At 57.0% G+C, this 26,192-nt stretch carries 22 protein-coding genes, 2 tRNA genes, 2 pseudogenes and 1 riboswitch; of the genes and pseudogenes, 10 read left to right on the top strand and 16 right to left on the bottom strand.

Going from position 1 to position 26,192, the window contains the following annotated elements:
* Nucleotides 1–304 precede the first annotated feature (304 nt).
* Nucleotides 305–1,132, top strand: a complete 828-nt coding sequence (mutM, locus tag IPM21_09495) for a bifunctional DNA-formamidopyrimidine glycosylase/DNA-(apurinic or apyrimidinic site) lyase (GenBank protein MBK9164131.1) — start codon at nucleotides 305–307, stop codon at nucleotides 1,130–1,132.
* A gap of 36 nt (nucleotides 1,133–1,168) precedes the next feature.
* Nucleotides 1,169–1,242: riboswitch (SAM riboswitch) on the top strand.
* A gap of 54 nt (nucleotides 1,243–1,296) precedes the next feature.
* Nucleotides 1,297–3,163 (top strand): annotated as a pseudogene (locus IPM21_09490) (bifunctional homocysteine S-methyltransferase/methylenetetrahydrofolate reductase).
* 62 nt (nucleotides 3,164–3,225) lie between these two features.
* Here IPM21_09490 and IPM21_09485 read toward each other — a convergent pair.
* Complete coding sequence (locus tag IPM21_09485) at nucleotides 3,226–3,477, bottom strand: hypothetical protein (protein MBK9164130.1); 252 nt, start codon at nucleotides 3,475–3,477, stop codon at nucleotides 3,226–3,228.
* A 1-nt stretch (nucleotide 3,478) separates the two neighbouring features.
* Between IPM21_09485 and IPM21_09480 the strand changes: the two genes are divergently transcribed.
* Nucleotides 3,479–4,096 (top strand): proprotein convertase P-domain-containing protein, encoded by a 618-nt coding sequence (locus IPM21_09480; protein ID MBK9164129.1) that lies wholly within the window; start codon nucleotides 3,479–3,481, stop codon nucleotides 4,094–4,096.
* Nucleotides 4,097–4,172: 76 nt separating this feature from the next.
* Here the strand turns inward: IPM21_09480 and IPM21_09475 are convergent.
* The 4 genes and pseudogenes from IPM21_09475 to yvcK form a co-directional block, all read right to left on the bottom strand.
* Nucleotides 4,173–5,126 (bottom strand): annotated as a pseudogene (locus tag IPM21_09475) (NADPH:quinone reductase).
* A 488-nt stretch (nucleotides 5,127–5,614) separates the two neighbouring features.
* Nucleotides 5,615–7,477 carry a glutamine--fructose-6-phosphate transaminase (isomerizing) gene (glmS, locus tag IPM21_09470; protein ID MBK9164128.1) on the bottom strand — a complete coding sequence of 621 codons (1,863 nt, stop codon included), beginning with the start codon at nucleotides 7,475–7,477 and terminating at the stop codon, nucleotides 5,615–5,617.
* Nucleotides 7,478–7,494: 17 nt separating this feature from the next.
* Entirely contained in the window at nucleotides 7,495–8,910 is a 1,416-nt protein-coding gene (gene glmU, locus IPM21_09465; protein ID MBK9164127.1) for a bifunctional UDP-N-acetylglucosamine diphosphorylase/glucosamine-1-phosphate N-acetyltransferase GlmU, read from the bottom strand.
* Between the two features lie 53 nt (nucleotides 8,911–8,963).
* Nucleotides 8,964–10,016 (bottom strand): uridine diphosphate-N-acetylglucosamine-binding protein YvcK, encoded by a 1,053-nt coding sequence (gene yvcK / locus IPM21_09460; GenBank protein ID MBK9164126.1) that lies wholly within the window; start codon nucleotides 10,014–10,016, stop codon nucleotides 8,964–8,966.
* Nucleotides 10,017–10,240: 224 nt separating this feature from the next.
* Between yvcK and IPM21_09455 the strand changes: the two genes are divergently transcribed.
* Both IPM21_09455 and IPM21_09450 read left to right on the top strand, forming a co-directional pair.
* The gene (locus tag IPM21_09455) at nucleotides 10,241–10,723 is read left to right on the top strand and encodes a roadblock/LC7 domain-containing protein (GenBank protein ID MBK9164125.1); all 483 of its coding nucleotides are present in this window, start codon (nucleotides 10,241–10,243) and stop codon (nucleotides 10,721–10,723) included.
* Between the two features lie 33 nt (nucleotides 10,724–10,756).
* Nucleotides 10,757–11,341 (top strand): GTPase domain-containing protein, encoded by a 585-nt coding sequence (locus IPM21_09450; GenBank protein ID MBK9164124.1) that lies wholly within the window; start codon nucleotides 10,757–10,759, stop codon nucleotides 11,339–11,341.
* A 159-nt stretch (nucleotides 11,342–11,500) separates the two neighbouring features.
* On the opposite strand, the gene IPM21_09445 is transcribed toward IPM21_09450, so the two are convergent.
* From IPM21_09445 to IPM21_09430, 4 genes are all read right to left on the bottom strand, one after another.
* On the bottom strand, nucleotides 11,501–12,070 hold the full coding sequence (locus IPM21_09445; GenBank protein ID MBK9164123.1) for an OsmC family protein: 570 nt from the start codon (nucleotides 12,068–12,070) through the stop codon (nucleotides 11,501–11,503).
* A gap of 70 nt (nucleotides 12,071–12,140) precedes the next feature.
* The gene (locus tag IPM21_09440) at nucleotides 12,141–13,088 is read right to left on the bottom strand and encodes a diiron oxygenase (GenBank protein MBK9164122.1); all 948 of its coding nucleotides are present in this window, start codon (nucleotides 13,086–13,088) and stop codon (nucleotides 12,141–12,143) included.
* 79 nt (nucleotides 13,089–13,167) lie between these two features.
* Nucleotides 13,168–13,437 carry a hypothetical protein gene (locus IPM21_09435; protein ID MBK9164121.1) on the bottom strand — a complete coding sequence of 90 codons (270 nt, stop codon included), beginning with the start codon at nucleotides 13,435–13,437 and terminating at the stop codon, nucleotides 13,168–13,170.
* A gap of 33 nt (nucleotides 13,438–13,470) precedes the next feature.
* Nucleotides 13,471–13,977, bottom strand: a complete 507-nt coding sequence (locus tag IPM21_09430) for a hypothetical protein (GenBank protein MBK9164120.1) — start codon at nucleotides 13,975–13,977, stop codon at nucleotides 13,471–13,473.
* Nucleotides 13,978–14,175: 198 nt separating this feature from the next.
* On the opposite strand from IPM21_09430, the gene IPM21_09425 reads away from it, so the two are divergent.
* Together IPM21_09425 and IPM21_09420 are read left to right on the top strand one after the other, a co-directional pair.
* On the top strand, nucleotides 14,176–14,748 hold the full coding sequence (locus IPM21_09425; protein ID MBK9164119.1) for a sigma-70 family RNA polymerase sigma factor: 573 nt from the start codon (nucleotides 14,176–14,178) through the stop codon (nucleotides 14,746–14,748).
* A gap of 2 nt (nucleotides 14,749–14,750) precedes the next feature.
* A complete protein-coding gene (locus IPM21_09420; protein MBK9164118.1) occupies nucleotides 14,751–17,603 on the top strand; it encodes a protein kinase in 2,853 nt (950 codons plus the stop codon).
* 36 nt (nucleotides 17,604–17,639) lie between these two features.
* Here the strand turns inward: IPM21_09420 and IPM21_09415 are convergent.
* The 5 genes from IPM21_09415 to IPM21_09395 all read right to left on the bottom strand — a co-directional run bounded on the left by IPM21_09415 (nucleotide 17,640) and on the right by IPM21_09395 (nucleotide 20,895).
* Nucleotides 17,640–17,716 (bottom strand) — tRNA-Asp (locus tag IPM21_09415).
* Between the two features lie 35 nt (nucleotides 17,717–17,751).
* A tRNA-Val gene (locus tag IPM21_09410) sits at nucleotides 17,752–17,827 on the bottom strand.
* Nucleotides 17,828–17,959: 132 nt separating this feature from the next.
* The gene (locus IPM21_09405) at nucleotides 17,960–18,781 is read right to left on the bottom strand and encodes a hypothetical protein (GenBank protein ID MBK9164117.1); all 822 of its coding nucleotides are present in this window, start codon (nucleotides 18,779–18,781) and stop codon (nucleotides 17,960–17,962) included.
* Nucleotides 18,782–18,795: 14 nt separating this feature from the next.
* Entirely contained in the window at nucleotides 18,796–19,887 is a 1,092-nt protein-coding gene (locus IPM21_09400; GenBank protein MBK9164116.1) for a VCBS repeat-containing protein, read from the bottom strand.
* 129 nt (nucleotides 19,888–20,016) lie between these two features.
* Nucleotides 20,017–20,895, bottom strand: coding sequence for a polyprenyl synthetase family protein (locus tag IPM21_09395; protein ID MBK9164115.1), 879 nt, complete (start codon nucleotides 20,893–20,895; stop codon nucleotides 20,017–20,019).
* Nucleotides 20,896–20,983: 88 nt separating this feature from the next.
* Here IPM21_09395 and IPM21_09390 point away from each other — a divergent pair, with 88 nt between their 5' ends.
* Entirely contained in the window at nucleotides 20,984–21,463 is a 480-nt protein-coding gene (locus tag IPM21_09390) for a flavin reductase family protein (protein ID MBK9164114.1), read from the top strand.
* Nucleotides 21,463–21,954, top strand: a complete 492-nt coding sequence (locus IPM21_09385; protein ID MBK9164113.1) for a hypothetical protein — start codon at nucleotides 21,463–21,465, stop codon at nucleotides 21,952–21,954. Before IPM21_09390 ends, IPM21_09385 begins: the two co-directional genes overlap by 1 nt.
* 88 nt (nucleotides 21,955–22,042) lie before the next feature.
* Here IPM21_09385 and IPM21_09380 read toward each other — a convergent pair whose 3' ends face one another.
* On the bottom strand, nucleotides 22,043–24,460 hold the full coding sequence (locus tag IPM21_09380) for a hypothetical protein (GenBank protein MBK9164112.1): 2,418 nt from the start codon (nucleotides 24,458–24,460) through the stop codon (nucleotides 22,043–22,045).
* Between the two features lie 18 nt (nucleotides 24,461–24,478).
* Between IPM21_09380 and IPM21_09375 the strand changes: the two genes are divergently transcribed.
* Nucleotides 24,479–25,300, top strand: coding sequence for a 1-acyl-sn-glycerol-3-phosphate acyltransferase (locus tag IPM21_09375; GenBank protein MBK9164111.1), 822 nt, complete (start codon nucleotides 24,479–24,481; stop codon nucleotides 25,298–25,300).
* 51 nt (nucleotides 25,301–25,351) lie between these two features.
* Here the strand turns inward: IPM21_09375 and IPM21_09370 are convergent, their stop codons facing one another.
* Nucleotides 25,352–26,167 (bottom strand): hypothetical protein, encoded by an 816-nt coding sequence (locus tag IPM21_09370; protein ID MBK9164110.1) that lies wholly within the window; start codon nucleotides 26,165–26,167, stop codon nucleotides 25,352–25,354.
* Between the last annotated feature and the right edge of the window lie 25 nt (nucleotides 26,168–26,192).

Genomic DNA, 26,192 nt, shown 5'->3' with positions numbered 1-26,192 from the left:
CAAGCGAGATCGCGACCGCCGCATCGGTCGATGGCGTTCTTCGCTCTTCGGCGAAGGCTGTGGTTAAAGCCGAACTCAGCAGTCCGAAATTCGGTCCTCGGTCCCGGGGTGATGCTTGAAGAGAAAGCGATCGTCGAGAACTCGGTGATCTGGGGACATTCTGCGGATCGCGGCAGGTGCCGCGGTTCATGGATCGGTCGTCGGGCGAAGTTCGTTCATCGGCAGAAGCAGTTCGATCACCGAAGGGACCGGTGCCCGGCGACAAAGCCACGATACCGGATACTTCGTCACTTAGAAACACGAAATGCCCGAATTACCCGAGGTCCAACTCGTCGCCAGCCATCTCGACCTGCTCGTCCGCGGCCGCCGGATCGAGCAAGCGATGCTCCACCGCCCGAGGCTCGCACCCGCTTTTGCGCCCGAGGACTTCAACGCTCAACTCGCAAACGCCCGCATCAATTCAATTTGCCGCCGCGGCAAGCATATTCTCTTTGACCTTGAGAACGATCGCACTCTGATCGTCCATCTTCGGATGAGCGGTCGTTTTTCGATCGCCGCCGAGGGCACCGAACCGCCGCGCTTTACACATGCCCAGTTCGATCTCGGGGGCGAGACGCTCCATTTCAGCGATCAGCGGCACTTCGGGTTCATGAACATCGTCCGCAGCGATGAGCTAAACGCCGCGAAGGAACTTTGCAAGCTCGCTCCGGAGCCTTTCGGCGAAGATTTCTCGGTCGATTATTTAAGGTCAAAGTTCAAGGCCTCATCGCGGCCTATCAAGGAATTTTTGCTCGACCAAACGAAAGTCTGCGGGCTCGGCAACATTTATGCCTCTGAGGCTCTGTTCGAATCCCGCATCGACCCGCGAAAACGTGCCGATAGGCTCACAAAGCCGAAAGCCGAGTTTCTCCACTCGGCAATTCTCGCCGTGCTTGAGCGTGCGATAGAATCAAGCCGTTCTGTTCCGGTCGAGCCCGGAAATATCGGCGGAAATTTTTATGGCGAACAGGATTCGCCGGATTGGAGTGTTTACGGCCGCGAGGGCGAAGAATGCCCGGCTTGCGGTGAAAGCATCATGCGACTAAAACAAGCCGGCCGCTCGACCTTCTTTTGCAGGCGGTGTCAACGCTGAAACCTTGACACTTGGCCGCCGAAGTCGCATTATCGGGTTTACATCCGTGGTGAGTTATTGCGACTTGCGACCACGTTAAATAATCTGCAAACAGCCAGTGACAATCGATCTGAATCTGAGGCTCGCTGTTTGGCGAGACCTTTAGTTATGAGAGATTTTCGTGAATTGCTTGCCCCGACGGCGTTTTTGTATTTGACGGGGCGGTCGGCACCCGGCTTTACGACAAAGGCGTTTACATCAACCGCAGCTATGACGAGCTAAACCTGAACTCACCGGACCTCGTCCGCGAGGTCCACGCCGAATACGTGAAGGCCGGTGCGGACGTCATCGAAACGAACTCCTTCGGAGCAACGCGGCACAAGCTTCAGCAATACGGCCTCGAATCACGTCTCCGCGAGATCAACATCGCCGCCGCCCGGCTTGCCCGCGAAGCTGCGGGTGACAAAGCGTTCGTCGCCGGTGCGATCGGCCCGCTTGGGCTTCGGATCGAGCCCTTCGGCCCGACATCGTTCGAAGAAGCACGAGCTTTTCCGCGAGCAGGCAGAGGCCTGCTCGAAGGCGGCGTCGATCTATTCATTCTGGAGACTTTCTCCGAACTGTCAGTGATCGAACAGGCCATCCTTGCTGTAAAGGAGATCTGCGATCTCCTATCGTCGCCCAGATGACGATCCAGGACCATGGCAAAACAAGTTTGGAACCGCTTGAGACGTTCACCGCAGAGCTCGAAAGACTCCGGTGTTGACGTCATCGGACTCAACTGCGGAATGGGCCCGACCCACGTTCTCTCAGCACTGGAAAAGATGCGGGCCGTGACCGAGCTCCCGCTTCCGCCCAGCCGAACGCCGGGCTTCCGCGATGTACAGGGCCGCCAGTTTTACATGGCTCGCCCGAATACATGGCGACCTTTGCAAAACGTTTCGTCCAGGCCGGAGCGAACTTCAGTCGGCGGCTGCTGCGGCACAACCTCCGACCCACATCAAGCTGATCGCCGATGCGATCCGCTCGATCAGCCCGCGACAGCTTCACCAATCGGCGCGTAAAGCACGTGAGCGTCACCGAACTCAAACCCGGAGATGTTTCTGGTCGTTGCACCAGAGGAACGCCTCCCGCTGGTCGGCAAAGATCGCCCAGGGCGAGTTCGTCACCTCGGTCGAAGTGCTCCTGCCTAGGGGCTGCGACGCTCAGGCGACGCCTCGATTCGATCCGTTTGCTGAAAGAGGCCGGTGTTGACGCGGTTAACATTCCTGACGGCCCGCGGGCCCAGACGCGGATGTCCGCTCAGGCGACGGCCGTCCTCGTCGAACGCGAGATCGGCATCGAGGCCGTGCTCCACTACCGCTGCCGCGACCGAACCTGCCTGGATGATGTCCGACCTGCTCGGGCCGCGGCTCTTGACCTGCACAACCTTCTCTTGATCACCGGTGACCCGCTCCGAAGATGGGCCTTACCCTGATGCGACGAGGCGGTCTTTGACATTGACGCCATCGGCCTGACCAATATGGTCAATAAACTCAACCACGGTCTCGACATCGGCAATAACCTGATCGGAAACCGACTGCGTTTTCGATCGGCGTCGGCGTGAAACCCGGTGCGGTAAACATCGATGAGGAGATCCGCAGATTCGAGTGGAAAGTCGAGGCCGGTGCGGAATATGCCATCACCCAGCCCGTTTTTGACACCGAGCAGCTTCGGTCGTTCATCGACCGCATCGCCCACGTCAAGATCCCGATCGTCGCCGGCATCTGGCCGCTCGTCAGCTTCCGCAATGCCGAGTTCCTGCACAACGAGGTGCCGGGTGTGAACGTCACGCCCGAGATACCTGATCGGATGCGGGTCGCTTCGGAGAAAGGAAAGGACGAGGCACGCGAGGAAGGCATCAAGATCGCTCGCGAATCCTTGCTCGAGGTGCGGGATGTCATCGCAGGCGTTCAGGTTTCAGCTCCGTTCGGTAACGTCAAATACGCTTTGCAGGTCTTCGGGGCTTTGCCGGAATTTGAACGAGGCCGGATCAAGCAGATAGTGCAGGCATGATTGTTTAACATGGTTGACTTTCATTTCGACTCTGCATTATCATCGGAATTGGCCGGCAACGGCTATACAATCATCCGGGAGAATCTCACTATGCCAACCCCCTCGATCAAACCTATACTGTACAGATTTTTATTAGCAATCTCGGTCGCCGCACTTTTTTCCATTCCCACGATATCCCAGACGTTTCCCGGCACCGGAACCGGTGCAATTCCGGACGGCACTTCTCCTAACCCTACGTGTGGTGCTCCAAGAGATGTCAATTTTGCAGTTACTGGATTGCTTGGAGCGGTCACATCGACAACCATTTCTTTCACTATGACACACACCTGCATAGGCGACCTTCAGGTATTGCTGATAGCACCAGACGGTACGTCACATGTGATCTTCGCCTACGTTGGCCGGACGAGCCTTACCGGTTCCTTCGGGGATAGTTCTAACCTGAACGGCACCTATACTTTCGCTGACATAAACACTGGAAATATATGGTCCGCAGCAGCAGCTGGAGGCAACACTTTCAACATCCCGGGTGGCAATTATCGGACCCAGGAATCCGGCCCATTCTCGCCAGTCAATCCGGGCCCGGCCTTTACATCAATGTTCCCGGTCTTTCTGCCGGTTGCGAACCCTAATGGGACTTGGACCTTGCGTTTCTTGGATTGTGCTGCCGCGGATACCGGTACGGTCTCCGCCGCTTCACTTACTCTGACGTCGCTTGGCCCAACGTCTGCTCCGGCAAGCATTTCCGGGCGAGCAATAGCACCGGATGGCCGAGGCATTTCTAATGTCCGGATCATGGTGCAAGGTGGCGAGCTTGACGAACCTGTCTTGGCCTTAACCAACCAGTTCGGATATTACGCAATTGAGGGCCTGCCCTCCGGCCAAACGTATATCGTCTCTGCGGCATCGGGGCGAACCTTTTTCCCGACCCAGTAAGGGTCGTAAACCTAGATACCGATCTGTCCGACCTGAATTTTGTTTCTGAACCCGATCTTCGTTAGCGATGGCCCTCTTATGTCAGTAATACTATCTTCCCTGGGCTTTTGCCTTCGATAACTTCGCGGTGTGCCTCCGGTGCTTCGCCTAGCGTGAATGTCTTACTGATGACCGGAGCAACCACACCGGTCTCGAGACCATTCTCGATGGCACGGTGGATCTCTGCCATTTCGTGCGGAGCGGCATTGAAAAGTGACATCCCGAGGATCGTCGCTTCTTTGGTCATCGCCAGCCGTGGCGTGAACTCAAGGCTTCCGCGGCTGCCGATAACGACGATCCGTCCATACTTTGCGAGAGCCTCGAAGTCATTCTCAAGATTCACGTTCGCCAGCATCTCAAGAATGACATCGCAGCCTTTGCCATCGGTGAATTCCATGATCGCCGCGTAATGCCCGTCATCCGAGTGGTCGAACACCGCATCAGCACCGTTCGCCATTGCAAGCGATCGGCCCTCCTCGGTGCTTGCAGTGCCGATCACACATTCCTGCACTCTTTGCCCACTGAACCGCCGCGATCCCAACACCGCCTGAGGCTCCGTGGACAAGAACGGTCTCGCCTATCTTCGCTCCGGCCTTTTGAAACAGCCCCGATAGGCAGTGGCATAGGGCGAAAACACCCGGCACCGGCTTCGAACGAAACGTTCTCCGGAAGCCGCCCGAGCTGATCCTCTCGGCAAAGAGCATATTCTGCGTAGGTACCGGTCAGCGTATCGGCGATGTAAACATGGTCTCCGGCGAAATCGCCGCACTCCCGGACCGACCGCTTCGACGACCCCGGCACCATCTTTTCCCGGTGTGTAGGGCAACTTGGGCTTTACAGCATGTATGCCCGAACGAATGTAGGTATCGACAGGATTCACACCCGCCGCCTTAACGCGGACGAGCACCCGTCCATCCGCCGGGCTCGGCGTTTCAACCTCCGCAAGTCCGAGCACCTCAGGCCCGCCGAATTCATTGACAATTGCCTTCATTCTTGAATCAGATATTGGGCCCTGGCGGCAAAGGATTGGAATCAGTATCCGTTCTTCCAGTCATCGAACTGGGATCGCCGCGTTCTCAAGAATATTGCGAAGGGTTCCGACATCGAGGTGAGATTCTGGCCGGGCAGCTATTCCCCGTAAAGGAACGATCACGTTTCGGCCTGCGGAGTAATTCCTCCATTTTCGGACTTCTTTTGAGTAACCAACACGAATCCGGTATGCCGCCGGGATCGGCGTTCGACTCTTGGCGGCTGCCGTCCTTATCGAACTCGGCTGACGGATCGTAAACCGCGCGAAAGAATATCGCTCGGATCCGAACCGGAAACGATTCACGGCGAGCCGGCCCGGCGATAAACGGCGAGGCGGCTCGGAATATTCTCCAGAGTTCGCTTGGTAGCCCCGATCTTTGAAATGGGACATGCGGAGGCAGACACCGGCCAAGTGCGTTTCCGGGAAATCGACAAACTTGGGGCCTTGGGTCATTCGACCGTCACCGACTTCGCCAGATTTCTTGGCTGATCGACATCGCAGCCGCGGCGGACGGCGATGTGATAAGCCAGAAGTTGGAGCGGGACGACCGAAAGCACGGGCCCGAGGAGGTCAGATGTTTCGGGTATTTCGATAACGTGGTCGGCGACCTTTGAGCTCATTCCGTCGCCTTCGGTCAGCACGGCGATGACAATGCCGTCGCGGGCTTTCACCTCGACGATGTTCGAGTGCGTTTTCTCATATCGAAGCTCGCTGCCCGCATTTCCATTTTCGCGGGTGTTGACGACGACGACCGGCAGTTTCTCGTCGATAAGTGCATTCGGCCCGTGCTTCATCTCACCCGCCGGGTAGCCCTCGGCGTGAATGTAGCTGATCTCCTTGAGCTTAAGAGCTCCCTCAAGGGCAACCGGGAAATTGATGCCGCGGCCGAGATACAGGAAATCTTGCACACGGAAAAACTCCTTCGAAAGATCTTCGATCGAGTCGGCGTCATTGAGCAACTGCTCGATCTTAAGCGGCAACTCGGCAAGGTCCTGTGCCAGCCGCTTGGCCTCATCTTCATTTATCGTCCCGCGAAGTTCGCCGAGGTAGAGAGCAAAAAGATAAAGCGCGATCATCTGCGCCGTGAAAGCTTTGGTCGAGGCAACGCCGATCTCCGGACCGGCGTGGGTCAGGATGGTGCCGTCCGCCTCGCGGTGGATCATCGAACCCTGCACATTGCAGACGGCGAGCACCTTGCAGCCCTGCTGCCGTGCTTCGCGCATCGCGGCGATGGTGTCCGCGGTCTCACCCGATTGCGAGATGACGATCAGCAGGTCGTTCTCGCTCAGAACCGGATCGCGATAGCGAAACTCCGAGGCGTAATCGACCTCGACCGGCACCCGGGCGAGATTCTCGAGCATATACTTTCCGGCGAGCCCGGCGTGCCATGACGTTCCGCAGGCGGCGATCTTTATCGACGAGATCGAGCGAAATTCCTCCTCGGAGATGTCCATCTCGTCGAGATAAACACGGCCCGTATCGAGCGAGACCCGGCCCTGAACGGTATCGCGGACGGCTCGCGGCTGCTCGTATATCTCTTTGAGCATGAAGTGTTTAAAGCCGCCTTTCTCCGCCATGATCGGGTCCCAGGTGATCCGCTGCCGCTGCGGCTCGACCGCGTTGCCGTCAAAGTCCGTAACGCGTACGCTCTCTTTCGTCAGCACCGCTATCTCGCGATCGCCGAGGAAGAATACGTCGCGCGTATGTGCAAGGATCGGCGGTATGTCCGAAGCGACAAAGAACTCGCCGTCGCCGAGCCCGATGACGACCGGCGGCCCCTCGCGGACCGCGATCACGGTATCCGGCTCATCGACCGAGATGATCGAAAGAGCAAAGATCCCGCGGAGTTCGGCGACCGCACGCCGCACGGCAAGCTCGAGCGACAGGCCTTCCTTATCGATGTAATGCCCGATCAGATGGGCGACGACCTCGGTGTCCGTCTCGGTCTTGAAATCATGGCCTTCGGCCGCGAGCCGTTCCTTGAGTGCGAGGTAATTCTCGATGATCCCATTATGGACGACGACGACCTTGCCTGATTGGTCACGGTGCGGATGTGCGTTCTCTTCGGTCGGCCGGCCGTGGGTCGCCCATCGCGTGTGGCCAATGCCATAGGTGCCATCGAGCGGGCTCAGCCTGATCGCCTCTTCAAGATTGCGGAGCTTACCTTCGGCCCGCCGCAATTCCAGATGCCCGCCCTCATCAACGACCGCAATGCCCGCCGAGTCGTAACCACGATACTCGAGCTTCCGAAGGCCATCGATGATCAACGGCACAACCTGCTTATTTCCAACGTATCCAACAATTCCGCACATAAATAAAATCTAAAACTTTACGAAGCGTCGTCGGTCTTGAGCGTCTTAATAGCTCGCGCCGGAGCCCCAACTGCGAGCTTGTTCGGCTCGACATCTTTCGTCACAACACTTCCAGCTCCGGTTGCGGCGCCGTCGCCGACCTTTACCGGGGCGACGAGCATTGTGTCCGAGCCGATCTTTACGTCGTTGCCGATGTGAGTTTCGTGCTTGTTCTTGCCGTCAAAGTTGCACGTGATCGTCCCGGCTCCGATGTTCGTCTTGTCGCCGATGGTTGCATCGCCGAGATATGTCAGGTGGTTCGCCTTCGAGCCGCGGCCGAGCCGGGTCTTTTTCATCTCGACAAAATTGCCCACCTTTGCTCCTTCCATCATCAGGGCGTTTCCGCGAAGATGGGCCATCGGGCCGACCGTGCAATCATTTCCGATCTCGGAATCCACCACCACGCAGTTATCAAGTATTTCGACGCCGTGGCCGACCCGCGCGTTGGTCAGGCGTGTGCCCTGGCGGATCGTGCATCCGTCGCCGATCTCCGTGGTGCCTTCGATCGTAACGTTCGGATAAACGATCGTGTCCCGCCCAAATTTCGCCCGCTCGCTGATATAAGCGCTTTTCGGGTCGATGAACGTGACGCCGCTGTCAAGCATCAGCCGCTGGACCGTCCGCCGCCTGAGCACACGCTCCATTTCGGCAAGCTGGGCTCGGTTATTAACACCCTCGATCTCCTTATGATCGCCGTGGCTGTAAACCGAAACGTCCTCGCCAGCCTCGAGCAGCATCGCCGGAACGTCGGTCAAATAATACTCGCCTTGCGCGTTGTCGTTCTTGACCTCCGCCAGGGCCGCAAAGAGCTTTCGCGAATCAAAGCAATAGATCCCGGCATTGATCTCATTGATCTCAAGCTCAACGTTCGAAGCATCCTTCTGCTCGACTATCCGGTCGAAGAGCCCTTCGTTCGAGCGTACAACGCGCCCGTAGCCGGTCGGGTCTTTAAGCTTGACGGTCAAAAGGGTCGCTGTGGCCCCGCGTCCGCGGTGATTGTGATGATACTGAACGAGAGATGCGAGCGTTTCGTGCCGGATGAGCGGAACGTCGCCCGAAAGGATCAGAAGCGTCGAATCGCGATCGGTGAAGTGCTCGCGGGCCGCATTGACCGCGTCGCCAGTCCCGAGTTGCTCTTTTTGAGTGACAAACTCGACCCTGTCTTCGTCGATCTCCTCAAGCACAGCTTTCTTAACGTCATCTGCCTGATGCCCGACAACGACATATATCTTTTCCGGCCCGAGAGCGGCGGCCGAGCGGCAAACGTGATTAATTAGCGGGGTTTCGCCAAGCTTATGCAATACCTTTGCAATGCTCGAACGCATTCGCGTTCCAAGCCCGGCGGCGAGGATAAGAACGTCTATCGGCTTGTTTCCCGGTGATTCGTTTTGCATTTCAGTTGTCGATCAACAAGAAAGTGAAATGATACGAATAATGCACGCTTATGTCACGCAACAGTGCCGATCTCCGGGGTTTCGGAGTTAAGGATCATACGGTTTTGCTCGCTCCGGAGGCAACCAAGAACTGTCCGCGCAAGCTTCGCGGGGTCGTGCCTGACCTTTTCGCCCGAATCAAGCAGATCTCGCTTGATAACGGCCGCACCTTCGATCTCTTCTTCGTTCATCGAACCATGTACGCCGATCTGCTGGGCACCTTCGCGAAGATAAAGCTCAGCCTGCCGTTCGGAGACCACGCGGTCGTTTACGATCAGGAAATCGAATTGAAGTTCCGGGATATGCTCTTTAACAACCTCCAGATGCCTGCGGCCGGTCATGCCGTCTGTTTCGCCGGGCTGTGTCATCAGATTGCAAATAAAGACCTTTACGGCGTCAGATTCGATCATTGCCCGCCGGATACCCGGAACCAGCAGCGGCGGCATAATGCTTGTGTAAAGCGAGCCCGGCCCGACGGTGATCAGGTCCGCTTTCTTGATCGCGTCTAGAGCCGCGGGAAGCGGTTCGCACTCGGCCGGTTCTAGAAAGAGCCGCTCGATCTTCTTCCCGCATTTTCCGATCTTAGTTTCGCCTTTGATCGTTTCGCCATCGATCGTCCTGGCGGCAATGCGGACATTGGTGCTCGTCGCCGGATAGAGGTGGCCTTTCGTCGCAAGGATCTCTGCCGAAAGCCGAACCGCTTCTGAAAAATCGCCCGTCACCTCAGAAAGAGCTGCAAGGAACAAGTTGCCGAAATTATGGCCGGCGAGTTCGCCTTCCCCGCTGAACCGGTGCCGAAAAAGCTGAGAAAGCAGATGCGAATCCTCGGAAAGTGCGACCAGGCAATTACGGATATCGCCCGGCGGTGGCATATCCAGTTCATCGCGAAGCCGTCCCGAACTCCCGCCATCGTCCGAGACCGCAACGATCGCCGAGAGCTCGCCAACCGGCCCGGCAACATCGCCTTTATTGGCAGCAAACGCCTTGAGGCCGGACAAAAGAGTTGAGAGCCCATTGCCGCCACCGATAGCTACGATCCCAGCATTTCGGTCAAATTCGTGTATCATTTTGAAACATTTCCGGCTTTTGTGAAAAGCAAAGCCGTTCGCATCATATTTCTAATCGCCCGAAACCTCAAGATTTTTGGTAAAAAAGTTTAAAAACATCTTGTTTGGTCGCTTCGCCGTGTGCTACCTTTATAGTTGGTCGTTCGACCTTCCCTCCAACCTTTCGAGGAAGTTGCGGATCCGCATAGTTCTTATTTCACCCTTAATTTTCGGGTAAACACGTGATGGCCCATTCGCCCTTTATCCTGCAGGAACAAGAGTTTCAGAAACTGAAGACAGTGCTCGCACGCTTGTGTGTCGAGTGCGTCGCCCGCGTTGTTTTCCTCGTTGACCGGGATGGCCAGACCATCGCGTTCAATGGCGATATCGGCGATATGGACACGACCAGCTTTGCCTCGCTCGCCGCCGGCAACGTCGCCGCGACCAACAGCATGGCAAAGCTCATCGGCGAGGACGGTTTCCCTGCCGTGTTTCACGAAGGTGAACGCGAGAGCATATTTATAAGCGTCATCGGACGCAGCCTTCTCGTTGTGGTCTTCGATGAGCGTTCGACCCTCGGCCTTGTAAAACTAAGAACAAAACGCGCCAGCTACGAGGTGGCGGCGATCCTTGAAGAAGCAGCAAGTCAATCTCAGGCCTTCGCAGCAAGCAGTGCTTCGGCATTTGCCGACATCACGGACGAAGATATCGATAGCCTTTTCAGCTAGTACATTTACTTTGAAATAGCCCCAAGCAGAGCCATGACCTTTATCAACTACGCATCGCGAGAAATAAATTGCAAGATCGTTTACTACGGGCCGGGCCTTTGCGGCAAGACGACGAATCTACAGTACATTTACGACTCAACGGCACCACAGGCAAAAGGAAAGCTGATCAGCCTTGCGACCGAGACGGACCGCACGCTTTTCTTTGACTTTATGCCGCTCGAGCTCGGAACGGTCCGCGGCTTTAAGACGCGTTTTCACCTATATACCGTCCCTGGCCAGGTCTATTACGACGCCTCCCGAAAGCTCATCCTCAAAGGCGTTGACGGCGTTGTCTTTGTCGCCGATAGCCAGGAAGAGCGTATGGACGCAAACGTTGAATCGCTCTATAACCTGGAAGAAAATTTGCAGACGCAAGGCTATGACCTGATGCAGTTGCCATACGTGCTGCAGCTAAACAAACGCGACCTTCCCGGAGCGGTGCCGGTCGAGGACCTGACCTATGAGCTCCAGAAAAAGGGCGAACCCGTATATGAAGCAGTGGCGCCCGTCGGAACCGGCGTTTTCGATACCCTAAAGGCCGTCGCCAAGCAGGTGCTTACCGAGCTCCGCAAAACCTAAGTAGTTCAATGTAAAAGATAAAAGCCGCAGGAAGTGATTCCCGCGGCTTTTTTGCCTTCCCTTTGCTCGAAAACTAGGAGTTACCTTAAGTGCAGAACCGTGTCGAAGCGGTTCATCCATAGTTTTCGAGCAATGGGTTCGTTCGGATTCACGAAAATTTTACCGAGCGACCGTAACCGTCACCGGAACGCTTTTTGAGACGACGTCATAGACCGGCGATCGCCGCTCCGCCACGCGGACAAGCTCCTCGAGCTGCTCGTCGGTCGCATCACCTTTGACCCGAAACTCGATCTTGATGTCGCTATATCCGTTCCGGACGTTCGGGTCCATACCGAGAAATCCGCGGAGGTCGAGGTTGCCCGAGTAGGTTGATTCGACCTCATCGACCTTGATGCCTTTCGCCGCCGCGTGGTAAACGAGGCTGGTCGTCAAGCAACCGGCGAGCGCGGCGAGTACATACTCGACCGGGTTCGCTCCGGTATCGGTGCCGAGCAGGATCGCGGGTTCATCTTTCCGGAAAACGAACGGCGTGTCGCGGCGGAACGTCTGGCAAGCTCCGTCATAGTCGTTTACGACCGTCTCGTTCTGGCCGCCGTTGATCCATTTGTTCTTCGCCCGGAAATTGAATTTGGCGATCTCTTTGTTTCCACCGATGGCATCGATCGTCTCGAAAAGCTCCGTCACGTTGACGCCGTTAACTATCTTCTGTTCTTTCTGTGCTGTCTGCATAATGTTCTCCTAAATATTGCTTTGTTGTCTGGTGAAAAGAGGCGGGCAGGGCCGCCTCACGTGCGGGCATTTAGCAAAATGCCGGAACTACTTCTTCGAGCTTTTCCCGCTCGGCCGGGTCAAGGGCTCCGACCGTTTCGAGAAACTTAGGGTGCGACATCCCGGTGCCGAGATACGTCCAGCGATTTGCCTGATGCTGGACAGCGATGAACTCCTCGCGTTCCGTTTCGGTCAGCGTACGGCCCGTTGCCGCCTCGAAAGCCTCAAGGTCAAACAGCGTCTGCTGCCTGAGGCCGTTGTCGAGAAAACCGCCGATGTCGAGGTAGTCCGCGACGCCCGTCTTGATCTCGGCTTCGGTCATTCCCGACGCAAGAGCCTCGATCATCATCGTGTCGAGCTTCGCGTGCTGCGCTTCCTCGAGCCAGTGATGCTTGAGCAGGCTCTTGAACTGCGCATCGAGATCCTGGTCGTTCTTGATGCTGTCCAGGTAATGCCGCTGCGTCATCCATTCGATGTGGAGGATCACAAGGGCCACGCCGAGCGGCCCGTGCGAAAGAACGGCTTTAGCCACTTCGGCTGCCGGTCCGATCACCTTGCACTCGGTGCCAAAGTTCTCTTGAAACTCGCGGCTGAACCGCTTGAAAAGCTGAATGTGCTTCGCCTCTTCTGTGGCGAACTGCAGGAATGCCCGGACCCGATAGTCGTCCTTATCGAGCGACGGCCTTACGTGGTCGAGCACGAACGGCAGGATGAACTCCTCAACGAGCCCGAAGATCGACAGATATGCGTGGCCGCGTATCTGGTTCAGCACTCGCTTTTCGTCTTCGTTCATAAAACCAAGCCCATCGACTCGAGCGAGCGATTCGGGCATGAACCGCTTGCTGAAGTCGAGCTTCTTATCGCCGCCGATGATGTCCTCGATCGCCCAGTTCACCCGCCGCGAGGCGACGATCGTTTCGCGGTAATCATATTTCGGCAGCGTGCCTTTATTCGTTCTGGTTGTAATTGCGTCTAACATTATTTTTCTCCTTATAAAGTGCGTTTACGTCACCCCGTGCTCGATCGAACAAACTGCCGCACTGAGGAAGATGAGTAACTTACTTGCTTAATTTCCCGTTCTTGATGATCAGCTTGTCCGAGCCGCTGACACGCATCTTGCCGACCCCGACCACCTCGATCTCGCAGCTGCTGCAGATGCTAAGAACCGTTGAATTGCCGTCGATCCATGTGTTGCGGGTCGTCCCGCCGTCGTGGACCTTGACCTCGTAACGCTTGCCGTCCTCATTCTTGAGGTCTGCCGGCATAGCGGCGACCGTCCCAAGCATCAGGACCGCGACCGCGAGTATCGTTTTCATTTTCTTGTTCATTGTGTCTTTCTCCTTTTGTTGTTTGATCGTGTTTTATTCAAGCGAAAGCCCGAGCGTGCCGATCCCGGGTGCCGAGCCCTCGAGCTCGAGGTTCAGCGTTCCGATGCCGTTATCGCCGATCGCGGATTTGAATGCCGGATAAAGCTTCCCGATCTCGTGGATGTAACTCACCCCTTCCGCTCCCTTCAGCAGGAAGGTTTCGACGGCTGCGGTATTCAGCATCAGGATCGTCCACATCGCACGCCGTCCCGAGGGCCGAATTCCCTTTGCCGTATCGATGCGGCCGTCAACGATAACGCCACGGCCGGCGGACTTCCGTAGCTCCTGCTGAAAGCGGCGGATGAGTGCCGCCGTCTTTGGCCCCATCACCCCGTTCGGTTCCGGGAGTTCGACGTCTGCCCACGACCGCCGCCAGTTCAAGCCGTATTTCATCAGGGCCTGAACAGCGATCACGTCGTTCTTCGCATTGACGCCGTTTTCGCCAACCGAGCTGTGAAGATTCACTTGCGTGAAACCATTGAATTCCTGTAGCCTTGCCATAAAATAATTGCTCCGTTTATATTCCCTTTCGGGTTGTTCCGGCCTGACCGCCGGTGTTCAACCGAGTAAGACGACACCCGTCGATGTTTCAGGACACACTGTGGAAACGCGTTGGGGCTGAACCGATGCGTATCAATGTGTTAGAATCGCCGTGTTTGGAATTGAGAGTTACGGCTTAAGGCCGATCGTTATCGCGAAATGAGCACGAAAGATTCGCCTGAAATAACCCAATTGCTGCTCGCCTGGCGTGAGGGCGATGACGGTGCGCTTGAGCAGTTGATGCCGGCCGTTTATCAGGAACTCCGCCGACTTGCCCGCAACTACATGCGGCGGCAGAATCCCGACCACACATTGCAGACGACCGCTCTCGTCAATGAGGCGTTTTTAAGGCTTGTCGATTCGAACCGGGTGAATTGGCAGGACCGGAATCATTTCTTTGCGATCTCCGCACAGCTTATGCGGCGCGTTCTCGTCGATTCCGCCCGCAAGCGAAACAGCCTTAAGCGTGGCGGCGACCAGATAATGGTGACGCTCGATGATCGTGCCGAGGTCGCGATCGCAAAACATGAGGACATGATCGCCCTCGACGAGGCTCTTGAACGGCTTGCAAAGCTCAGCCCGCGTCAGGCCCAGATAGTTGAAATGAAGTATTTCGCCGGGCTTACTGAGGAACAGGTCGCCGAAACGCTCGATCTTTCTACCCGAACGGTTCGCCGCGATTGGAACCTTGCCCGTGCTTGGCTCTACCGCGAACTCAAGGGCTCTGCCTAAAAATGTCCCCCGATCGCTGGGAAAAGATAAACGAGATATTCAATAACGCGCTCGAACTGCCGTCCGCGGAGCGGGAGTCCTACATTATCCGTGAGTGCGGTGATGATGCGGAACTCCTAGCCGAGGTCCGCTCGCTCCTCGGGGCCGAGTCGCAGGCCGGCGAATTCATCAACCAACCGGCCGTCTCCGGTATATTTTCCGGCTCGGCCGATGAACTGCCGCAAACACTAGCTGGGATCGAATTCGGACATTTCAAGATCGAGCGATGCATCGGCTCCGGCGGTATGGGCGATGTTTATCTTGCGACCGATACGCGGCTCAACCGCCCGACTGCGATCAAAACACTTCCCCGCGTTCTTGCCCGTGACCCCGCATTCGTAAAGCGTTTTCACAACGAGGCTCTTGCGGCAGCAAACCTCAATCACCCGAACGTTGCGACCATCTATGCGGTCGAGGACATCGATGGCCGTCCGATCATCACGATGGAATACGTTGACGGCAAGCGGCTTGATGAGGTCACGCCCGAAGCCGGCCTCGATATCCGAACGTTCCTCGATTGGTTCACCTGCATTTCGGATGCACTGGCTCAGGCACACGAACGCGGCATAATCCACCGCGACATAAAGCCGGGGAATATTCTAGTTTCCAACTCGGGAACGCCGAAAGTCCTAGACTTCGGCCTTGCCCAGTTCGATGAACGCCTTCGTGCCGGTTCGCCGGACGACCATAGCCTGACGCAGCCCGGGCAGGTCATCGGTACACCGGCCTATATGTCGCCCGAACAGGCCGAAGGGAAAGAGGTCGACTTCCGCAGCGATATCTTCAGCCTCGGCATCGTGATGTATCAGGCATTGACCGGCAAGCGGCCGTTCGCCGGCGACAGCCACGCTGAGATCGTCAGCAATCTCCTGAAGTCCGAGCCGCAATCGATCGCTACGATTCGACCAGAGATACCCGACCCGATCGTCCGCCTTATCGACAAATGCCTCTCCAAATCGCGCCGAAGCCGGCCGCGTTCGATGAAAGAGGTCAACGCGATCCTGACCGACATTTGGCATACATACACACGCGGCGGCTCGGGCAGCTCGCTTCGGCGGCTTTATCGCGAGTTCTCGGTCGGTTCATATCGTTGGATGATCGGGGCCGCGGCGATCGTACTGCTCGGAGCCGTTTCGGGTTGGTATTATTTCTCGCAGCCTAGTGCTGGGGCGATCAATTTCGCGAACATGGTCCCGCGGAAACTCTCGCAGTCAAACAATGTCGTTTATGCTCACATCACGCCGGACGGGCGTTCCGTCGTTTACAACACGATCGAAGAAAACGAGCAGCGTGCGATGTATATCCGGCAGGTCGATGATCGCAATTCGCTCCCGCTAATGCCGCCGGACCTCGTTTGGTATTGGGGCGGACTCGCCATTTCACCGGACAGCACGCAGATATATTTCATCACCGCCGGCCGGCTTGATACGCACGGCACGCTTTACCGCATCTCCACGCTCGGCGGCCAGCCAAGAAAGCTGATGGAAACCGTCAACGACCTCGGATCGCTCTCGGCAGATGGCGAACGGGTTTTGATAATCCGCTATGGCGAAACCATTCAGCTCATCTCGGCAAATGCCATCGATGGCGGCGATGAACGCGTTCTCCACGAAACGCCGAAAAGCACTATCCTGCGCGACCCGCACTTCTCGGCCGATGGACGCTTCATCTTTTTGAGCAAGGTCGAAAATGTTGGAAATGCCGAGAGTTGGTCGTTGGTGCGCATTCCGGCTGAGGGCGGGGCAGAGACCGTTGTGATGCAGCCCCGCCGTACAAAGATCAATGAGATCGCTGTACTGCCAAACGGCGAAGGCCTGCTCGTTAACCAAGGTGATGCCGTCTCAAATCTCAACCAGCTTTTCCACGTTCGCATCAGCGACGGGCTCGAGACCCGCGTCACAAATGACCTGAATTCCTATTTCGGCATCAGCCTTAGCTCGAACGGCCGGTCGGTCGTGACGGCCCAGCGAAGCCAATCAAATGACATCTGGGCCGGAGCTGCCGATGCTCCGAACGAGCTAACGAAGCTCACCCGCGAGGCGACCGCCTATATGCGAACCTCGTGGACGCCGGATGGAAAACTCGTCTTCGATGGCCTTGAAAATAACGTCCCAAAGATCTGGGAGTCTTCGCTCGACGGCAAAGAGCCTGTACGGCTGACATCCGGCACGGCCGGTGAGTGGGAACCGATGGTCTCACCCGATGGCCGTTACATATTCTTTGTCTCAGACCGCAGCGGCGAGCGAAAGATCTGGCGAATGAACGCCGATGGCCGCGACCAGGTAATGATCGGCCCCGAGGACGGCACGGGGCTAAATCCTCGCCGGTCGGCGGACGGCCGCAGTGTCGTGTTCAACGTGAACCGAGGCGAGGACAAGTTCGTCGGAATCGCTCCGATCGAAGGTGGACCGGTAACCCTTCAGCCGCCCTTTGGAAACACATATTGGGAAATATCCCCGGCCGGCGACCGGATCGCGGTTGCTGAATACGAGGAAGCTACAAACACAGGAAGCATCGTCATCCGGCCGCTCGGATCCCGCGACGAGGAGATGAGGCTGGAGGTTTCGCCTCTACTGGTCTTTACTTGGTCGCACGACGGAAAGAGCTTTTTCTATCGTGAAAGGAGTGGCAGCGAGGACTCGGCCTCGACGATCTGGAACATCGACCTTGCGACAAAGCGTGTCCGGCCGTATCTCTCGACCAAACCGGATTCTGTGCATCACGTGTCGATCTCTCCGGATGGCAAGCGGATCGCGGTCGTCCGCGGCAGGCTGCTCACTGATGCTGTGCTCCTCACGACCCGCGAACAAAAATAAAAAAAGCCGCAACTTGCGTGCGACTTTTTACTAAACTGGCGGAGCCGACGGGACTCGAACCCGCGACCTCCAACGTGACAGGCTGGCGTTCTAACCAACTGAACTACGACTCCGTGGTGGCCCCGCGAAGGGGGCCGATTTCAAAAACTGGTGGGCACGAAGGGACTCGAACCCCTAACTTCCTCCTTGTAAGGGAGGCTGTCTACCAATTGACGTACATGCCCGGTCTGCCTGAGTGCTGTTGCCCGAAAGATACCGGCATTTTCAAAAAGGCTCGCCATCTCCCGCTGGAAAAGGGCGAACCTTGATGCTACGAAAAACACTAAGTTTATGTCAAGCAGACGCGGCGGTTATCTTTACTCGATAACGATGTTGTCGCCTTCGAACCGGATGCTGCCCGGCTCGATCTGCAAGACGGTCTGCAACAGCACTCCGGCGATTTCCCGGTACGACGCAAGCATCTCCGCATCGCCGCTCTGCTTTGCCTGCATGTACCCCATTAGCGAAACGCCGCTCATCGCGAGAAGCGTATCGTAGATCTCTTCTTTTTCGCGGTCGGACATTGCCGATAGCTCCGGCGACTCTTCAAAAACTCCATTCAATGCGTCCCATAGCTTTTCGACCGCGGCGTCTGACGGCTCTTCGGCATCGTTGTAAACCGTCACGTTCGTGATAATGAAAAAGGTGAGCGCGGCCGGGATGTTGTTCTTTCTACCGAGGACGCTAGCCTCTTCCTCAAAGGCCGTCTTCGTTGCCGAAAAGATCATCAAAAGCCCCTCGCGCTCTTCCGCCGTAGTTGCGATCGAATCCGCAAGCAAATTGAAGGCCGACGAGCCGCCAGAAGGCTTAAAGGATGTGACGGCCGGTGCAGCAGGAGTAGTTCTCGCTGTTCGGTTCGCCACTGGCGGCGTGCTCCGGTTCCGGTTTCGTGACGCTGAACCGCGGGGTGCTGCTTTCGGCTGCTTCTTTGACGCAGCCGTCTTCACTGCTGCTCCGAGCCCGCCGCGAAACTGCTTTGCCGCCGGTGACCCGCCCTCGGCGGCAAGAGCCTTCTTTATTCCTCCGCCCGCAACCGCCGCGGCACCGCCGGCTGTTTGAGCTGAAACGGAGAGGACGCAAATAAGGGCTGCCGCAGATATTCCGCTGGCAGCCCCGATCATTTTAAGCAAATACTTCATTTACACTTTGCCCGCTAACGTACAAACGCATTCGGCGTCGGGACGTCGCCCGGAATGCCAAACTGCTGTATCAGGATGCCCGCCGTCGAGCGGTTAGCGAACCAGAAGCTCGATGACGGCCGGAAAACAGCCGCATCGAACCTTCCATCGCCGTCATAGTCGCCCGGGGCCGGGACATCGCCGGCTGTTCCGAACGGGAATCCGAAGAACGAGGAGTCCTCGCTCCGCAGTATGAACCATTCGCCGGTCGTCGGACGGAAATATGCGATGTCTGCTTTGCCGTCACCTGTGTAATCGCCGGGGACCGTCAGATCCGTTGAGGTTCCGAAAGCAAACGCTATCGGGCCCGCCGAGCTTCTAAGCAGCCACCACTGGCCCAAGCTCGGACGCCAAACTGCCACATCCGCCTGGCCGTCGCCGTCGTAGTCCGCCGGTACGGGCCGGTCGCCGTCAAGGCCAAAGCCGACAAAACCGACCTGCCCGTCAGACGAACGCAGGATGAACCATGTCGCGCTCGAAGGCCGGTAAACCGCGGCATCTGTCCGTCCGTCACCGTCATAATCAGCAGGAGCGGGCACGTCAGTCCCCGCACCAAACGGGAATGCAAAAAATGTCGAATCCTCACTCCGGAGTATGTACCAAGCTCCTTCCGAGGGCCTGAAGAAAGCGATGTCCCATTTGCCGTCGCCGGTGTAATCTCCCGGAACGATCGTGTCGGTCGATTGGCCGAAGGCCGCCGCATAGTTGCCGCCATCCGAACTGCGAAGGTACCACCACTCGCCCGGGCCCGGCCTGAAGACGCTCACGTCCGTTTTGCCGTCACCATCGTAGTCGAACGGTGCGTTCGGTGTGGGTGCGGCACTCCCGCCTCCGCCCCAGAAACCGCTGTAAAGTGAAAAAGAACCGCCGGTCGATGGGCCGCCTGCCACGGATTGGCCGATCGTTCCGTTCATGGAAAACGAACCGCCGGAGGCGCTTCCGCCGCCGCCTGCAATGACCGATTTTGTGATGGTAAAATTGCCGCCCGATTGAGCCAGAAGAGTTCCGCCCGCGGCCATGATCAGGACAACGATCGAAAGGGTAAAGGGAATCTTTTTCCCAGTCATATTTTTTCCTCCTTCGGTTGCCGGCCGGATCCGGAAACACTCGTAAAATGAGCTGTCAGTTACTAACTGTGCAAAGATACTAATCCCTTTTAGCCCTAAAATCAATAAAATATGTCGGGTTTTCTTCATTCACGATCGGCGAACGCTGACGAGTTCGATCATCGAACGCAGTATTTTGCCATCCGTACCGAGAAATTCGATCGACCCGGCCGTCTCTTCTGCGATCCGCCGAGCGATCTGCCCGCTTTCTTCGACCCCGTATATTCGGGTGAAAGTGGCCTTCTCAGCGGCCGCATCCTTGCCCGCCGTTTTCCCGAGCGCGACCGTTTCTTCGGTCTCATCGAGTATGTCGTCGACTATCTGAAATAGCAGCCCGAGCCGCTTGCCGTATTGCCGAATGCTCGCAATTGCCTCAACGCCCGCACCTGCGATGATCGCTCCAGCCTCTGCCGAAAAGGCGATAAGTGCCCCGGTCTTGTTTTGGTGTATCGATTCAACAAGCTCCTCATCCACCGCCTGTCCCTCGGCCAAAAGATCGAGTTGCTGTCCGACGACCATACACGCCGCCGCTTCACCGAGCCCGGAGATCAGCCGTATCTTCACTTCGTCGGGGTTACTGGAATCCTCCGCAATGGTCTGAAATGCAAGAGCCTGTAGCGCGTCACCGGCAAGGATCGCAGTCGCTTCGCCGTATTTCTTGTGACAGGTCTCGCGGCCGCGGCGGAGGTCGTCGTCGTCCATCGAGGGCAGGTCGTCGTGGATCAGCGAATATGTGTGGATCATCTCGACCGCCGCCGCCGCCCGCATCACCATTGCGTCCGCCGCCCCGAACGCCCGGCCCGCCGCGAACATTAGCGCCGGCCGAAATCGCTTCCCGCCCGCAAAGAGGCTCCAGCGCATCGCATCGCGAAGCTTCCGTGGCGGCTGGCCTTCGGCGGGTATGAGCCAGTCAAGCTCTTTGTTCACGAGCGCTGCTGCCTCTTCAATAAACTGGTTGATATCGCTCATCCGTTTGCAGATTATCGGCTAAGCTCGTTTCAAATTCAAAAGCTTTCCGCCTTTGCTCTCCGCTTTTGGATACGCTAGATTTTTCTCAATGGCAGTTTCCAGCGAAGATTTTCGTGCCGCACTAACACGTTTTGCGAGCGGCGTGACCGTAGTTACCTCCGCCGACAGCAAAGGCCGGCCGCACGGCCTAACGGTCTCAGCGTTCTGTTCCGTCTCGCTCGAGCCGCCTCTCGTGCTCATCTGCATTGAAAAACTTGCCGGGAGCCATGCATCGCTGGCAGAGTCCGGGCGGTTCACGGTCAATCTTCTCGCAAGCAATCAGGCTTGGATATCGGAACGGTTCGCCTCGCTTGAACCCGACAAGTTTCGCGACGTGCCGATGGCGGCGGGCGTTTTCGGCTTGCCGCTGATCGCGGGGAGCCTCGCCTCGCTTGAGTGTGAAATTAGGCAGGCCGTAGATGCGGGCGACCATTCGGTATTTATCGGCGAGGTGATGGCCGCAAGTGCCGATGGCAGCGACCCGCTTGTTTATTTCCTCGGCGACTATCGCTCGCTTGCCCAAGGCTGATGCCCCTTATCGAACAGACATCACCGGGCTGCCGCCCCTACGAACGCCGCTGGCGCGATAAATGCGTCGATGCCGGGCTCGACGACACCTGGCTCGAACGCCTCAATGCACTCGCCGTGCTTGACCTGATCAGCATCTGCGAAGGCCACCCGGATGAGGCCGTCTTCAAGCATCGCCGGACGCCGCACATCAATCTCCGCGTCAAAGATATCCACGCCGAAAGCGTTCGCAGGCTTTGGAACTCCGAGCCGAATCCGATCGCCGACGCGGTCGATGTAGCCTTCGCCGCCGCTCCGTGCGACGCCAGCTTTGAGGTCAGAAGCGGCCGCGAGGTCCGCCCCGGCTCCGCCACCGGTTTCACACTCTGCCTGCTAAAGATCAAACCCGCACGCGCACCGCTAATTGCCGCAGCACCCGAAATAGCACAATGGTTCGAACAAACCATCACCGCCATCGAAACCCTAGACCGGAGTTTTGAGTCCCGGCTCTAGCCGGCCAACGCCTGAGTTGCAGAGTTATAGAGTTGCAGAGCCTTTGCAATCTGAATTCTGACAACTGATAACTGACAACCGACAACTGTTAGCGCTCGAGCGTGTTGAAAATGAAAGGAAACGTCGCCCAGGTCTGGCCGCGGTGCTGCGGGCGGAAGGCGAAAAGCACGATGCTTCCCTTGCCGTATGCGGCCTCAAGCATGGCGGGCTTTGCGTTGATCATCTTCTCGCCGAGCATCCAGCCGGACATAAGCGCGTCGCGGTTGGCGTAGTAGGCAACCGTGCGAATGCGGCCGACGGGCGCCGTGGGCTCGCCGGTCACCTCGAATGCCGAGCTGTTCGTAAAGTAAGCCGGCGTTTCCTCGAGCGTGTTGCGGGCGAGCGGATGGCGAAGATCGACCTCAAGCTTGACGACGGAACCGGGGTTGTAAAATTCCCGGCGGTTAACGCCTGCCAGTATGTTCTTGATCGGCAACCCGAATTCCTTTATCACCGTCCCGCAGGAGGCATCAAAGCAAACAAGCCGGCCGCCATTTTCAACCCACCGCTTTATATTCGCGATGCCCTCTGCTCCCATTCCACCCGACACTTCTTCCGGATAGCGGTCGGCCGAAAGCCCGCGGAGCAAGCCGTTCTCGCTTATCGAGGGCAAAAGGACGACGTCGTATTTTGCGAGGTCGCCGGAACGCATCGCGGGGTCGCCGACCGAGTCGTACTTGATCTGGTGCTTATCGAGCACAAGCCGCGTCCAGCCTTCATCCATCGAGCCCGCCCAGCCCTTATACAGCCCAATGCGAGCCGGGTTCTTGAGCGGATTTGGCACCTTAGCAAAGGGCTCCTTCGCCGGCCCGAGGTTCATAACGGCCCGAGCCTGGTCAATGCTGGCAACCGGCTTGAGCGTGTCGCGGAACTTCTCAAGGTCGCGGGTGTCCCAAACGACGTCGGACTCGATGCCCATCTGCAGCGGCAGCGTCCATCCGGCAACGTCATATGGCGTATCGGGCGAACCGTCGGCCGCGATCCTGTCCGGATATGTTTGCCGTTCGAAGAGGCTGAGCACGTTCTGCTTCTTCGGCTGGTTCACGAAAACGATGAAGCTCCCGAGCGGCATCTCGTGGTACTCGTCGATCGCTTTGTCATGCTTGAACCAAAGCTCTCGGGTCATCTGGTGGACCTCGATGCCTTGCCACATCAAGATCTGGAGAAACCGTGCGATGGTCTCCGTGTTCGGCTGTCCGGCGGTCATTACATATGCCTGCGGTTCGTCGGGCACTGGCTTTACCGTCGCCCGATTGAGCTCGAGGAAATTCTTCAGATAATGTTCGCGATGCTTTGCCGCTAGCGTCAGCAGCGAACGGCTGGCAACCATTTCGATCTCGGCAATGTCGCGCGGCCGCCAAAGGCCGCCTTCCCATGGGTTCGGGTGATTTATCGCCGGCTCAAGTGGCGAGCGAAGCCCGCGGACCGGCCGCGTTTCCTTGAGCCGTTCCTTCGTGATCGTTACGGGCGTCATCAGGTCGGCACTCGCTGCTTCGGACAAGATGCCGATCGAGTTGTGATAATACGGCGCCGTCCGAAACCCGCCGTGCCACCACATATCGAACGTCGTGTTGGTCGCAACGCCGCTGATGCCGGCCGCTTCAAGATCCGCGGCCATCTTGTAGCCGACGAGTCCGACCTCTCGGACGATCGAGGGCGGAATCCGCGGGTTCGGCGGATCGTGGAAGGGCGGTATCACGAACCTCGGCCCGAACTGCCCCATCTGGTGAACGTCAAAAACAAATTGCGGGAACCAGTCCTGCCAATAGAGCTTGGTGATCGCCTGCGTCTCTTTCAGGTTGAGCATGAACCAATCGCGGTTGTTATCATGCCCGGCGTAGTGGTGATAAAGCTCCGGCGGAACGGTGCCCTCGCTCTTCGTCCCAAGCGTTTTGCGGTACCAATCTGCGACGATATCGATGCCGTCTGGGTTCGACGAAGGGATCAAAAGCAGGATCGTGTTCTTGAGAATTTCTTTAGTCGCTTCGTCGGTCGCCGCCGCCATTTCATAGGCTAGATTCATCGACATCTGCGAAGCGACGATCTCGTTCGAATGGATCGAGCACGAGATAGAGACAATGGTTTTGCCTTCGCGGAGGTAGAGTGATTCTTCGTCGATGATGCCGTTCGGGACGATCGTTCGCGGGTCGGCAAGCTTGCGGCTGATGTCACGATAACGGCCGAGCTCGCGGATGTTCTCCTCGGACGAGATAAAGGCGACGATCATCGGCCGGCCGAGCGTCGTCTTGCCAAACTCCTGAACACGGACGCGAGGGCTCGCGGCATCAAGCTTCGCAAAGTAATTGCGGATCTGCGTCCAATCGGCGATCGTCCGGTCGTCGGTCGGATGAAACCCGAGAACCGACTTCGGCGTCGGCACCTGTGCGACAATGCCGAGAGAAAGAAGTAAAATCAGTCCGAAAAGCCGCAAAGCGGAACTACTCCGAAGAAGTGGTGTCTTAATCATCGTTTTGTTAGTAAAAGAATGCCGGAAGATATAGCCCAACTCGCCCGACCCGATATGGCCGCCGTCGCCTTTGAAGAAGCGATCCGCGAGAACAAAAAGATCACGTTTTCTTTGCAAGAGTCTAGCAAATCACGTCTTGCGGGAAAACTCCGATATTGGTGGTCGTGGTTCGTTGCCGGTTCACTGCTTCTGATCATCGGCCCGCCGTCGCTCCTTATTCTCGGCATTATCAACAAAAAGATATGGCTTTATCCGATCGCTCGTTGGGGAGCGGAAAAATGGCTACGGGCAAGCGGTGCTCGTATCGTCGTCCGCGGCGGCGAGAACCTGCCGGAAGGCGAATCGTTCGTGTTTGCCTCAAACCACCGTTCCTATCTTGACACCGCGACGCTCTTTTTCTACACCGGCAAAAAGCTCGGGCTCGTCGCGAAAAAGGAATTGCTCGCGGTGCCGATATTCGGCCAGGGAATGCATTACGTCAACATTTTCGCCATTGACCGCTCGAACCCCGAAAAGGCCCGCCGCTCAATGGAAAAAGCCCGCAAGACGATGGAAAAGGGGTTTTCGTTCGGTGTTTTTGTCGAGGGCACGCGGGCAATGCCGGGCGAACTCCTGCCCTTCAAAAAAGGTGCCTTTCACCTAGCGTTGCAAACCGGATCGAGAATTGTCCCGGTCGCCATCAAGCATACGGATATGATGATGGGAAAGCGGACCGGCGTTGCATACGCAGGTGAAGTTGAGATGGTTTTGCTCCCTCCGGTCGAGACAAAAAGCCGTGAACTGATGGATATCCTCACCGAAACCCGGCAGGCGGTTGCCGAAGAACTTGCAAAGAGTTAAGGCACCGGACCGAAGCCCGATGCCTTTGTGAAACGTCGACGTGCCATCAACTTAATTCGTCTCGTCGTCTTCCAGAATCCGAACCTCTGTCCGGCCAAGTTTGTAATCGGTGTATTTGACCTTCATCCGCATCCGAACTGACTGGCCGGTGTCAAAGACGAGCTCATCATCTGCGTATGAGTACGACGGAAACCAGTACTTGCCGTCCACATTCTCACGCCAGGTCTCGACAACCGGAAACTTATTCTGCTTGGTCTCCGGAACACCCTTGCCCTTTGATTTAACGATCATCAGGTCGCGGTCATCTACCCAGATGCGGCCGGTAAAAAGCCGCTGTTTGGTCTTTTTCGGGTTCGGTATGACCTTCGGCGAAACGTCAAAAACATAAAGGTTAAGCTCGTCGATCTTTTCTTTTCCGAGATAGGTGAAATTGTATTCCTCGATTGCTGAGGGCTCCAGAGCAAAAGGATTAACGCCGCCGAGGTCTTCGATGTCTTCCGGCGTTACGCTTATCTCCGTCAGAGTGGAAACGGGAAAGAAAGTTATCCGTTCAAAGCGGCGGCCGTCGCCGGTGAATGTCATGAACGAATCGCGGCGATATACGCCCGTTATCTGCCCGCCCATGCCGATGGTCTGTATCTCGGCCGAGCGGTTGAAGACGTAGTCCATCAATGCCTGCCGAAACATAAACTCATTATCGGTAAACTTTTTGATGATGCGGTCGATCTCGGGCTGAGGCAGATCGGCCTTTACGATCTTCGACTGCGAAATTTGGGCGGGCGAAACCGCGGCGAGTATCGCAACCGCGATGGTGAACACCAGCGACCTAAGAACTGCAGCCGGAAAGTGAGACTTGATGGATATCATAAGCTTTGCCCCGAAACTCTTTTGA

The organism is Acidobacteriota bacterium (assembly GCA_016716435.1).
In the GTDB taxonomy this organism is placed as follows: Bacteria; Acidobacteriota; Blastocatellia; order Pyrinomonadales; family Pyrinomonadaceae; genus OLB17.
The sequence above is the reverse complement of the archived record's forward strand: the minus strand, read 5'-3'. Positions and strand labels throughout refer to the sequence as shown.